The sequence below is a fragment of the Kitasatospora sp. NPDC032757 genome, from assembly GCF_055579305.1.
Genome location: NZ_JBVINN010000009.1, coordinates 26,092 through 38,524, shown reverse-complemented (window position 1 = coordinate 38,524; position 12,433 = coordinate 26,092). Strand labels below are relative to the sequence as shown.

Sequence of the window (12,433 nt, the reverse complement as noted above, 5' to 3'; positions counted from 1 at the left end):
ACGCTCCGCCGAAAGGGTGGCCACCGGCACGCCGCGAAGGCCGCCCGGCGCTGCTCGGGCACGATCGTTTAGCCCAGCTGTGGCGGCCCTTAAGAATTCCTCGATGGACCGCACCCGCTCCCACCAGGCAGATTGCTCCGTGCCCGGTACGAGGAGGCAGGACTCGCCACCCCGCCGGGCCCCGCCGGCCTGCCCACACCAGGCCGCCCCCCTCGTGCGTCAGGAGCCGCCGCAGTGAAGGCACTCGTCAAGCAGAAGGCCGAGCCCGGACTCTGGCTGATGGACGTCCCGAAGCCTGCCATCGGCCCCGGCGAGGTGCTGATCAAGGTGTTGCGCACCGGCATCTGCGGCACCGACCTGCATATCCGCAACTGGGACGGCTGGGCGCAGCAGACCATCCGGACCCCGCTCGTCCTCGGCCACGAGTTCGTCGGCGAGGTCGCCGAGATCGGCGCGGCCGTCGCGGACATCGCGGTCGGCGACCTCGTCAGCGGCGAGGGCCACCTGGTCTGCGGCAAGTGCCGCAACTGCCTGGCCGGCCGCCGCCACCTCTGCCGCAACACCGTCGGCCTCGGCGTCGGCCGCGACGGCGCCTTCGCCGAGTACGTCGCGCTGCCCGCCTCCAACGTCTGGGTGCACCGCGTCCCCGTCGACCTCGACGTCGCCGCGATCTTCGACCCCTTCGGCAACGCCGTGCACACCGCCCTGTCCTTCCCGCTGGTCGGCGAGGACGTCCTGATCACCGGCGCCGGCCCGATCGGCATCATGGCCGCCGCCGTCGCCAAGCACGCCGGCGCCCGCAACGTGATGATCACCGACGTCTCCCCCTACCGGCTCGACCTGGCCCGCGAGGTCGGCGTCACGCTCGCCCTGAACGTCGCCGAACACACCATCGAGGAGGGCCAGCAGAAGCTCGGCCTGCGCGAGGGCTTCGACGTCGGCCTGGAGATGTCCGGCCGCCCCGAGGCCCTTCAGTCGATGATCGCCAACATGACCCACGGCGGGAAGATCGCCATGCTCGGCCTGCCCGCCGAGCAGTTCCCGGTCGACTGGGCCTCCGTCGTCACCTCGATGATCACCATCAAGGGCATCTACGGCCGCGAGATGTTCGAGACCTGGTACGCGATGTCCGTCCTGCTGGAGGGCGGCCTCGACCTCAGCCCCGTCATCACCGGCCGCTACGCCGCCTCCGACTACGAGGCCGCCTTCGACGACGCGGCCAGCGGCCGCTGCGGCAAGATCATTCTCGACTGGACCGCCTGAGACCGCCCGAGCCTCCCCGCTGACTAGGAGTCTGCTGTGTTCGACAACGTGCGCGACGACCTCGCCGCCACCCTCGACGAGATCCGCGAGGCCGGCCTCTTCAAGCCCGAGCGGGTGATCGGCACCCCGCAGAGCGCCGCCGTCACCGTCACCGGCGGCGGACGCCCCGGCGAGGTGCTCAACTTCTGCGCCAACAACTACCTCGGCCTCGCCGACCACCCCGAGGTCCTCACCGCCGCCAAGGACGCCCTCGACCGCTGGGGCTACGGCATGGCCTCGGTCCGCTTCATCTGCGGCACCCAGGACGTCCACAAGGAGCTGGAGGACCGCCTCTCCGCGTTCCTCGGCCAGGAGGACACGATCCTCTACTCCTCCTGCTTCGACGCCAACGGCGGCGTCTTCGAGACCCTGCTCGACGAGCGCGACGCGGTCATCTCCGACGCCCTCAACCACGCGAGCATCATCGACGGCATCCGCCTCTGCAAGGCCCGCCGCCACCGCTACGCCAACCGCGACCTCGCCGACCTGGAGCAGCAGCTCAAGGAGACGCAGGACGCCCGGCGCCGCCTCATCGTCACCGACGGCGTCTTCTCCATGGACGGCTACGTCGCCCCGCTGCGCGAGATCTGCGACCTCGCGGACCGCTACGACGCGATGGTCATGGTCGACGACTCGCACGCCGTCGGCTTCGTCGGCCCGAACGGACGCGGCACCCCCGAGCTGCACGGCGTGATGGACCGCGTCGACATCATCACCGGCACCCTCGGCAAGGCCCTCGGCGGTGCCTCCGGCGGCTACGTCGCGGCCCGCCGCGAGATCGTCGCCCTGCTGCGCCAGCGCTCGCGGCCGTACCTGTTCTCCAACTCGCTCGCCCCGGTGATCGCCGCGGCCTCGCTGAAGGTGCTCGACCTGGTCGAGCAGTCGACCGAGCTGCGCGAGCGGCTGGCCGCCAACACGGCGCTGTTCCGGTCGAAGATGACCGAGGCCGGCTTCGAGATCCTGCCCGGCGACCACCCGATCGCCCCGGTGATGATCGGCGACGCGGCCAAGGCCGGCCGGCTCGCCGAGCTGCTGCTGGAGCGCGGTGTGTACGTGATCGGGTTCTCCTTCCCGGTGGTGCCGCACGGCCAGGCCCGGATCCGCGTCCAGCTCTCCGCCGCGCACTCCACCGAGGATGTCGAGCGCGCCGTCGCCGCCTTCGTCGACGCCCGCGCGGCCATGGGGGAGTAGCCCTCCGCGCACGGGTGCCATCGATCCCGGCACCCAGTCGGACCGCCCGTGGCCCGTCCGCCCGGAACCGGACGCGTCACGGGCCCCCGAGCCGCCGTGCGGCGGAGGCCGGACCGGCCCGCCTCCGCCGCACGGCACCAAAGCCTCCGGGATCCCCGGAGCGGTAAGGCCCGCGGCGCGACCGCCGGCTGCCGTGCCGGGGCAGGCCGTGTGCCCGGGGCGCGTCGGGCCACCCGAGCCGGCCGGGCGTCGACGCCGGCCGTACCGCCGTGGCCGACCGCGGCGCCGACGCCGGCCGTGCCACTTGAGACCATCTGCCCCACCCTCCCGCCCGGGAGTGGGAAGTCGGCCCGTCCGACTTCCCACTCCCGACCGCGGATCGTGTGCCGCCCGTTTCCACCCGTTCCGGCGCGCTCCCGCAGCTTCCGCTCCCTTCCGGCACGGCTCCCACCCGCGTTCCCGCACGCTCCCGCCCTGTTCCCGCAGCTCCCGCTTCGTTTCCCGCACGTTCCCGCACTTTGCAAACACGTGGCTTTGCAAAGTGCGGAGGTGTGGGGCGAACCGTTATTTCCTCCCGGCTCGCCTCCATCCGAACCCGTACGCTCCCTCCCACCCTGCCCCCTGCCCGTACCGCCCCTTCGCCTCGCACTTTGCAAACAGCTGCCCGCCTTTGCAAAGCGGACCGCCCACCGCGGCCCCGCAGCCCCGGTCCCACCCGGTCCCACCCCGTTCCACCCGGTCCCACGCGGTCCCACCGCGTCCCCCGCGCGGCGCCGTTCGGGGTGCGAGGTGGCCGCCGCCGTCCGAGAGTCGGCAGGAGGGCGACCCGGCCGACCGGCCCGGGCGCAGCGGTGCGGTGCGGCGAGAGGAGCGGGATGGTCCCGACCAGGCCCGCCACCGGAACGCGCCGGGGGCCCAGCCCCCGCACCGTCCTCACCGGGCTCTGCCTGGTGATCGCCCTCGCCGCGGCCGACGCCGTCACCTGGACCACCCTCGGCGACGCCGCCGACGACCGGCCGGCCCTTCCACTCCTCCTCGGCACCTGGCCGTCCACCGCCACCCGGGCCGGTCTGGTGCTCACCGCTCTCGCCGCCGCGGCCACGACCGGCGCCCTGATCGCCCGCCACCCACCCCCGGGCGTGCCCGCCCCGGCCGCCGTCGGCCCGCTCGCGGCCGGCGCAGTGCTGGTCAGCGCCGACCTGCGCGGCCACCCGGTGGACGCCGTCCTCGGACTCGCCACCACCGCCCTCGTCCTGCTCGACGTCCTGCCGCGCCGCGCGGGGCACCCCGGTCCCACCTCCGGTCTCGCGCTCGGCGTGGCGATCGCGCTCCACCCCGCCCTGCTCCTCTTCGTCGCCGCCCTCCCGCGCCCCGGCCCCCGGCCGTCCACCCGCATCCGTCCCGCCCTGACCGCCTTCACGGTGGCCGTCCTCCTGCACGGTGTCGTCCGCCTCGCCGACCCGGCGCGCGCCGCCCGCTTCCGGCACCGGTTCGACGATCCGGCCGCCACCGGCGACCCCGCCAACCAGACCGCCCTCGGCGTCCTGCTCCGGCTGGGCCTGCACGGTCCGCCGCTGCTCGCCGTCTGGCTGGCGGTGGCGGTCACCGCCGTGGTGCTCGCCCTCCGCCGCGCCCGCACCCTCGCCGGCGACGGCCAGCCGTTGCTCGCGGCCGGCGTGCTCGGCTGCGCCACCCTGGTCATCGCCCCCGTCGCCGTACCCGCCGACCTCGGCTGGCTGCTCCTCGCGGCCACCGGCCGGCTCGGCCGCCGGCCCGAGGACCGCGCACTCTGGCCGGTGATCGCCACCACCGTCGCCCTGCTGCCCAGCACCATGCTCGACCCGGGGATCGAACCGGTCAGCGGCCTGCTGCTGCGCAAGGCCCCCACCCTGGTCGCCCTCGCCGCGGCCGCCGTCCTCCCGTTCCGCTCCCGCAGCGACCCGCTCTGGCACCTGCGCCGCAGCCCCGGCCCGCCCCCGCGCCACCGGCCCGTCCTGCGGTACCTGCCGTTGCTGCCCGCGCCGCTGCGGCCGGTGTCCCGCCCGAACCTGGTACTGGAACTCCTCTTCATCCAGGTCGGCTACGGCATCTACAGCTTCATCCGCAACGCCGCCCCCGAGCGCGTCGCCATCGCCACCGGGCACGCCCGCAGCATCTACGCCCTGGAACGCGCGCTGCACATCGACATCGAACCGGGCCTCAACGGCTGGGCGCTGCATGCCGGCGACTGGCTGCTGGACGCGGCACAGGAGTACTACAAGGTGCTCCACTTCGTGGTGCCGCTCGGCGTGCTGGTCTGGCTCTACGCCTGGCATCCGTCCCGCTACCGCGCCGCCCGCACCATCCTGTTCGGCGCCACCGGCCTCGCCCTGGTCGGCTTCTGGGGTTTCCCGCTCGCACCGCCCCGGCTGGTCCCCGAGTACGGCCTGCGCGAGGACCCGTCCGACAGCCCCGGCGATGCCCCGCTCGGCGCCCTGACGGCACTCTCCAACCAGTACGCGGCGATGCCGTCCCTGCACATCGCCTGGGCCGGCTGGTGCGCCCTGGTCGTGATCACCACCACCACCCGCCACCCCCGGCTGCGCCCCCTGGCGGCCCTCTACCCGGCGCTCACGTTCCTCGTGGTGGTGGCCACCGCCAACCACTGGGTCCTGGACGCGGTCGGCGGCGTCGCCGTCCTGCTCGCCGGCTGCGTCGTCCAGTACGTCCTCACCGCCCGCCTCCTCACCGACCCCGACCTGCCCGTCCCTGCGCCCGCGTCCGCCTCCGCTCCGGCCCCGGACGACGACCTCGCCCACCCGGGCCGCAAGGACCCCTGAGGGCCACGCCCGGGAGTGGGAAGTCGGCCCGTCCGACTTCCCACTCCGGCACCCGTTGCCTCCCCCGCCCCGGGGCTCCCCGCCACGCTGGCAGAATTGGCGTGTGATCGACGCACGACGGCTTCGGACCCTGCGGGCCGTGGCGGACCACCGCACCGTGACCGCTGCGGCGGCCGCCCTCTACCTCACCCCTTCGGCGGTCTCCCAACAGCTGGCCGCGCTGGAACAGGAGACCGGCCACCACCTGCTCGCCCGCGAGGGCCGGGGCGTGCGGCTCACCGCGGCCGGGGAGATCCTGCTGGGCCACGCCGACGCCGTCCTCGCCCAGCTGGAGCGGGCCGAGGCGGACCTCGCCGCTTACTCCGCGGGCGTCTGCGGCGAGGTCACCGTCGCCTCCTTCGCGACCGGTATCTCCCTCGTCCTCGCCCCCGCCATCGGCACCCTCGCCACCCGCGCGCCCGGCGTCCGCCTCAAGGTGCTGGACGCGGAGGGGGACGCCAGCCTCCCGATGGTCCTGGACGGGCGCGCCGACCTCGCGGTGGCCGTCGAGTACCGGGGCGCCCCGCGTGCCGACGACGCCCGGCTCACCCGGGTGCCGCTGTACGCCGAACCGTTCGAGGCGGTGCTCCCGCTCGACCACGCGCTCGCCGCCACCGAGGGGCCGATCGCCGTCGCCGACCTCGCCGCCGAGCCGTGGATCGGCCCGTACCCCGGCAACCCCTGCCACGACGTGGTGCTGCTGGCCTGCGAGCACGCCGGGTTCCAGCCGCGCCTGGTGCACTCCTCGGACGACTTCCGCGCGGTCGTCGCGCTCGCCTCGGCCGGCGCCGGGGTCGCGCTGGTGCCGCGCTCCGCGCTGCTGGGCGTGGACCTCGCACAGGTCGCGGTCCGGCCGGTGGACAGCGCGCTCGCCACCCGCCGGGTCTTCGCGGCCGTCCGGGCCGGCGCGGACGGCCACCCGCTGATCCGCCCGGTCCTGGACGCCCTCGCCGAGGCGGCCACGGCCACCACCTGAGAGCGCGCCCCCTGGAAGCGGACGCCCCTGAGAGCGGCCACCAGCCGTGCCGGCACGGAGTCGAGCGCGCTCCTCACCCTCCCTGTCGAACCTCCTCCGTCGAACCTTCTCCGCCGAACCTCCTCCGTCGACGGCAGCAGCCTCCCAGCGGTTCGGCAACAGCGGCACCGCCGCGAGCCACCTCAAGAGCCCGAACGCCCCCCACCCGACCTGAAGAGAGCCGGGCCACCTCGGGCACTCCGCCTTCCCGCCGTCGCAGAGCGCGGGCAGACAGGCGAGCTCGGCGACTCCACCGGGAGGGCCGGTGACCAGGGCCGCGACCGCGCCAACGCCGGTGACGGCACATCGACGGTCGCGGCGCGTCGCGCCCCTTCTTGTCGCACAACGCGTCGGATAGTGGACGCTGTGTAGTCACCTTTGGGGATTGGATGTTCATGGACCGCTACCCCCCGATCGCCGACCACGGTCTGGTGGGCGATCTGCAGACCGCCGCCCTGGTGTCTTCACAGGGCGTGGTCAACTGGTTCTGCTCGCCTAGGTTCGACTCGCCCAGTGTCTTCGCCGCGCTGCTCGACCACGACCGCGGCGGGTACTTCCGGCTGGCGCCCGAGCACTCGGACATGTCGTGCAAGCAGCTCTACTACCCGGACACCGGCGTGCTGGTGACACGGTTCATGTCGCCGGACGGCGTCGGCGAGGTCGTCGACTGGATGCCGGCCAACACCAGCCGCACCCCGACCGACCGCCACAGCCTGATGCGGGTGGTCCGCGTCGTGCGCGGCACCGTGCGGTTCGTCCTGGAGTGCCGGCCGCGGTTCGACTACGGCCGGGCCGGTCACGAGCTCGAACTGCACGGCCAGGACGCCGTGTTCCGCGCCCCCGGGATCGCCGGGCACCTGCAGGCCAGCTTCCCGCTGGAGCGGGACGGGGACGACGTCCGAGGAGCGGTCACCCTCAACATCGGGGAGTCCGCCGCCGCCGTGTTCACGACGTCCGCCGCCGACGGCGCGGCGCCGCCCCCGCTCACCGTGGAGGGCATCACGGACGGGCTGTGGGCGGCGGTCGACTTCTGGCAGAAGTGGCTCCACACGTCCCGCTACCGGGGCCGCTGGGGCGAGATGGTGAACCGCTCGGCCATCACCCTCAAGCTGCTCACCTACCACCCCTCCGGTGCACCGGTCGCCGCCGCCACCATGGGTCTGCCCGAGCAGGTCGGGGGCGAGCGCAACTGGGACTACCGGTACTCGTGGGTGCGGGACGGTTCGCTCTCGGTGCGTGCACTGCTCGACCTCGGGTTCGTGGAGGAGGCGTCGGCCTTCACCAAGTGGCTGGGTGACCGGATGCACGACCGGGCCGACCTGCCCGGCGAGCGGCTGCAGATCATGTACCGCGTCGACGGCGACCCGCATCTCACCGAGGAGATCCTGGACCACTGGGAGGGCTACCGGGGTTCGCGCCCGGTGCGGGCGGGCAACGCCGCCGCCGACCAGCTGCAGCTCGACATCTACGGCGAGTCCCTGTACGCGATGGCCGAGGGCCTGGACGTCGGCGTGGAGCTGGGCTACCACGGCTGGAAGGGCCTCGCGCGGACCCTGGACTGGCTGTCCGACAACTGGGACCGCCCGGACGAGGGCGTCTGGGAGACGCGCGGCGGGCGGAAGGACTTCACCTACAGCCGGGTGATGTGCTGGGTGGCGTTCGACCGGGGCATGCGCCTGGCGACCGAACTCAGCCGGCCCGCCGACATCCCGCGCTGGCGCGCCGCCCGCGACAGCATCCTCGAACAGGTGATGGAGCAGGGCTGGAGCAGGGCCGAGCAGGCCCTGGTGCAGCACTACGGCGGCGACGTCCTGGACGCCTCCCTCCTGCTCATCCCGCGCGTGGGGTTCCTCGCCGCGAAGAGCCCGGGCTGGCTCTCCACCCTGGACGCCATGGAGCGCAAACTCGTCTCGGACAGCCTCGTCTACCGCTACGACCCGGCCGCGTCGCCGGACGGCCTGCGCGGCTCGGAGGGTACGTTCAGCCTCTGCACCTACCTCTACGTCGACGCCCTGGCCCGGGCCGGGCGCGTCCGTCCGGCGCGCTACACCTTCGAGAAGATGCACACCTACGCCAACCACGTCGGGCTCTTCGCCGAGGAGATCGGCCCGAGCGGTGAGCAACTCGGCAACTTCCCACAGGCGTTCACCCACCTGTCGCTCATCATGGCGGCATCGACCCTGGACGAGGCCATTGACCGGCAGCGACAGCGTGACTGATCCGCAGCCGGGGCAGCCGGGGCACGGGAAGCCGGGGCACGGGCGGGGCAGTGGCCGCCCGCAGAGCAGGGCCGCGTTCGACGAAATGTACGCACGCCTGCGGGAGTCGTCGGCCGGTGCACGGTCCGGCGGGCGCGGAGCGCCGGCCGCCGTCACGCCCGCGACGGTCCGCGCCGCGGCGGCGGAGGTCCGCTCGGGCCGGACCGTCACCCTCGCCGCACCGGTCGAGACCCGCGCGGCCCCCGACAACCCGCACCCGGCCGGCCACCGGCTCACCAGCCGCCCGGAGACCGAGGCTCCGGCCACCGGGCTCCACTTCGCCACCGACCACTTCTCGATGCACGTCCACGGCGACGCGGACAGCCACCTCGACGCCCTGTGCCACGTCGTCTACGAGGGCACCCTGTACGGGGGTGTCCCCGCGAGCACCGTGACCGGGGCGGGCGCCACCGCCCTGTCCGTCGAGCTCGTGCGGGACGGCATCGTCGGCCGCGGCGTCCTGCTTGACATTCCGCGGCTGCGCGGCGTGCCGTGGCTGGAGCCGGGCGACCACGTCACCGCCGACGACCTCCGGGCCGCCGAGGCCGCGCAGCACGTGCGGGTCGGCGCGGGGGACATCCTCCTCGTCCGGGTCGGCCACCGCCGCAGGCGCGTCGAGACGGGGCCCTGGGACGCGGCGCGCAGCCGGGCCGGGCTGCATCCCGCCGCCGTGGAGTTCCTGGCCGAGCGCCGGGTCTCCGCACTGGGCAGCGACGGCAACAACGACACGGCCCCCAGCCTCACCGAGGGCGTGGACTTCCCCGTGCACGTCCTGGGCATCCACGCCCTCGGGCTCTACTTCATGGACTACCTGCAGTTCGAGGACCTGGTGCCGCTCTGCGAGGAGGAGGGCCGCTGGTCGTTCCTCTGCGTGGTCGCGCCCCTGCGGCTCCCCGCGGCCACCGGTTCCCCCGTCAACCCCATCGCCATCCTCTGACCGACGGTCCGGCCGCCGGCCCGCACCGCACCGCACTACACCACGCAAACCCGCACCACACCGCACCGCACCGCACCGACCCACGATCCGAGGCGACCCCATGGCAGCCACCGAGCACTACGACCTCATCGTCATCGGCACCGGAGCAGGCGGCGGCACCCTCGCCCACCGCCTCGCCCCGACCGGAAAACGCATCCTGATCCTGGAACGCGGCGGCTACCTGCCCCGCGAGCGGGACAACTGGGAGTCCACCGCGGTCTTCGTCAAGGGCAAGTACCGCGCCCCCGAGTTCTGGTACGACAAGCACGGCGACCGGTTCCCACCCGAGGTCAACTACTACGTCGGCGGCAACACGAAGTTCTACGGCGCCGCGCTGTTCCGGCTGCGCCCCGAGGACTTCGGCGAGTTGCGGCACCACGGCGGCATCTCCCCGGCCTGGCCGATCCGTTACGAGGACCTGGAGCCGTACTACACCCAGGCCGAGCATCTGTACCTGGTGCACGGCCACCACGGCGAGGACCCCGGCGAGGGGCCGGTGAGCGCCCAGTACGCGTACCCGCCGGTGCAGCACGAGCCGCGCATCCAGCAGCTCAGCGACGACCTGGAGAAGCAGGGTCTGCACCCCTTCCACCTGCCGATCGGCGTGAACCTCACCCAGGACGGCGACGGCCGGGCGACCCACACCAGCGTGTGCATCCGCTGCAACCGGGTCGACGGATTCCCGTGCCTGGTACAGGGCAAGGCCGACGCCCAGGTCATCTGTGTCGACCCGGCCCTGGAACACGACAACGTCACGATGGTCACCGGGGCGAACGTCCGCAGGCTCGAGACCGGGCCGACCGGCCGCAGTGTCGACAAGGTGGTCGCCGAACTCGCCGACGGCACGGTCGCGGAGTACTCCGCCGACATCGTGGTGGTGGCCTGTGGAGCCGTCAACTCGGCTGCTCTGCTGCTTCGTTCGGCGAACGACCGGCACCCGGACGGTCTCGCCAACAGCTCGGGCGTGGTGGGGCGCCACTACATGCGGCACAACAACCTGGCGCTGATGGCGGTGTCGAAGGAGCCCAACGACACGCAGTTCCAGAAGACCCTCGCGCTCAACGACTGGTACCTGGGCGCGGACGACTGGGACTACCCCCTCGGCGGCATCCAGATGCTCGGGAAGTCGGACTCCGACCAGATCAAGGGCGAGGCTCCCCGCTGGGCCGGGCTCGCCTCACCCGACATGCCGTTCGAGGTGCTGGCCCACCACGCGGTGGACTTCTGGCTGTGCGGCGAGGACCTCCCGCACCCCGACAACCGCGTGACCCTCGACAGCGACGGCGACATCCACCTCGCCCTGGACGAGAAGAACAACATCGAAGGGCTGAAGCGCCTGCAGCACAAGCTCCAGAAGATGCTGGGCCACCTCGGCATGCACCCCCACCACCTGCTGCCGCACAGCCTCTACCTGCACAAGGGGATGCCGATCGGCGCCACCGCCCACCAGGCCGGCACCGTGCGTTTCGGCACCGACCCGCAGGCATCGGCGCTCGACAGCGACTGCAAGGCCCACGACCTGGACAACCTCTACGTCGTCGACACCAGCTTCTTCCCGAGCATCGGTGCGGTGAACCCGTCGCTGACGGCCATCGCCAACGCCCTGCGGGTCGGCGACCGCATCGCGGAGCGCCTCCGCTGAAGCCGGCACGGCGCCGTGCCGGGCCGGCGCCGTGTTGTCGGCTGCGCGACGGGGACGGCGGTCATGGCCGCCGTCCCCGCAGGACGGTCCGAGTGCGAGGCCGGCGCCGTGGGCCCGACAGCTCCTCGTTCCGCCGGGGCCCGCGCGTGCTCAGGAGGCGAGAATCCGGGCCTTCTGCGTCTCGAACTCGGCGTCGGTGAGCACGCCCTGGTCCCTGAGCTCACCGAGGTCCTTGAGCTGGGCGATCTTGCTGCTCATATCGGCGGCCGGTGCCGGTGCCGGTGCCGGTGCCGGTGCCGGTGCCGGTGCCGGCGCGGCCTCGGCGGCGGGCGGGGGTGCCGCCTGTGCCTCCTGCTGGGCCCAGCGGCCGGCCTGGCGGCGGGAGACCCGGTTCGAGACGGCGGTTGCCGTCCCGGCGATGACGGCCGTGCGGGCGACGCCGCGGAGTAGGCCTGGCATGGTGTTGCTCCTCTGCTGGACCGACCCGGAAAGGTCAGGCCTGAGTCTCGGCGCTTTCGAGGGCTGCCAGCAGTTCCTGGACCGGGATGCGGCCGTTGGCGACGAGCCGTCCGCCGCCGCGGCGGACGGCTGCGGCGAAGGGGGCGGCCCAGACGTTCTCGTAGACGAGGATGCCGGCGGAGCTGCCGGGCTCCAGGACGCCGCCCACGTCGTCGATCTCGTCCTGGCCGAGCAGGCCGGAGGAGATGCCTTCGAACACGGCGAGGTCGAGTTGGCCGTCGCCGGTCAGGTCGGCGAGTTCGACGCCGACGACCGACCCGTCCGGTTCCTTCCGGACGAAGATGAGATCCAGGATCCGGATGATGCCTCGATCGACCAGGTCGACGAGCAGGGGCAGCCCTTCCCCGTTCATCCGGCTCCCCGGGAACTCGATCACCACGTAGTCGATGGGTCCCGGTTCGTCGGGTTCGGTGGCTTCGGTGCTCACATCGACTCCTCATCGGGTCTGTCCGACCCGGGCCGGACATCCGGGCTCGGCGCCGGGAACTGTTCCGCACCTGCTGCCGGGTGGGTTGCGTGCTGCTGCCGGACTGCGGCCGAAGTGCTGCCGGAGCAGTGCGGACGGCCGGTTCGGTACTCACGGTCATTTCATCAGCGGGTGGCCACCGCCGCATCTCGGGTCTGCTTGCCGGCCCTGCCGGCCCCGACACGACGCGGCCCCGACACGACGCA

Annotated in this window: 9 protein-coding genes; 7 read left to right on the top strand and 2 right to left on the bottom strand. The window is 73.2% G+C overall.

Annotation, left to right across the window (positions count from 1 at the left end; genetic code table 11):
* Positions 1-234 precede the first annotated feature (234 nt).
* The 7 genes from tdh to ACZ5WK_RS13935 all read left to right on the top strand — a co-directional run bounded on the left by tdh (position 235) and on the right by ACZ5WK_RS13935 (position 11,242).
* On the top strand, positions 235-1,263 hold the full coding sequence (gene tdh, locus ACZ5WK_RS13965; protein ID WP_465547568.1) for an L-threonine 3-dehydrogenase: 1,029 nt from the start codon (positions 235-237) through the stop codon (positions 1,261-1,263).
* A gap of 36 nt (positions 1,264-1,299) precedes the next feature.
* Positions 1,300-2,493 (top strand): glycine C-acetyltransferase, encoded by a 1,194-nt coding sequence (locus tag ACZ5WK_RS13960; RefSeq protein ID WP_465547567.1) that lies wholly within the window; start codon positions 1,300-1,302, stop codon positions 2,491-2,493.
* 875 nt (positions 2,494-3,368) lie between these two features.
* On the top strand, positions 3,369-5,312 hold the full coding sequence (locus ACZ5WK_RS13955; RefSeq protein ID WP_465547566.1) for a phosphatase PAP2 family protein: 1,944 nt from the start codon (positions 3,369-3,371) through the stop codon (positions 5,310-5,312).
* 103 nt (positions 5,313-5,415) lie between these two features.
* Positions 5,416-6,327 carry a LysR family transcriptional regulator gene (locus tag ACZ5WK_RS13950; protein WP_465547565.1) on the top strand — a complete coding sequence of 304 codons (912 nt, stop codon included), beginning with the start codon at positions 5,416-5,418 and terminating at the stop codon, positions 6,325-6,327.
* A gap of 434 nt (positions 6,328-6,761) precedes the next feature.
* Positions 6,762-8,585: a glycoside hydrolase family 15 protein gene (locus tag ACZ5WK_RS13945; RefSeq protein ID WP_465547564.1), complete on the top strand. Its 1,824-nt coding sequence runs from the start codon at positions 6,762-6,764 to the stop codon at positions 8,583-8,585.
* 85 nt (positions 8,586-8,670) lie between these two features.
* Positions 8,671-9,561 (top strand): cyclase family protein, encoded by an 891-nt coding sequence (locus tag ACZ5WK_RS13940; protein WP_465547563.1) that lies wholly within the window; start codon positions 8,671-8,673, stop codon positions 9,559-9,561.
* 100 nt (positions 9,562-9,661) lie between these two features.
* Positions 9,662-11,242, top strand: a complete 1,581-nt coding sequence (locus ACZ5WK_RS13935; RefSeq protein ID WP_465547562.1) for a GMC oxidoreductase — start codon at positions 9,662-9,664, stop codon at positions 11,240-11,242.
* Between the two features lie 150 nt (positions 11,243-11,392).
* Here the strand turns inward: ACZ5WK_RS13935 and ACZ5WK_RS13930 are convergent, their stop codons facing one another.
* A complete protein-coding gene (locus ACZ5WK_RS13930) occupies positions 11,393-11,701 on the bottom strand; it encodes an SHOCT domain-containing protein (RefSeq protein ID WP_465547561.1) in 309 nt (102 codons plus the stop codon).
* 34 nt (positions 11,702-11,735) lie between these two features.
* Positions 11,736-12,188, bottom strand: a complete 453-nt coding sequence (locus ACZ5WK_RS13925) for a DUF6325 family protein (protein ID WP_465547560.1) — start codon at positions 12,186-12,188, stop codon at positions 11,736-11,738.
* Positions 12,189-12,433: the final 245 nt, after the last annotated feature.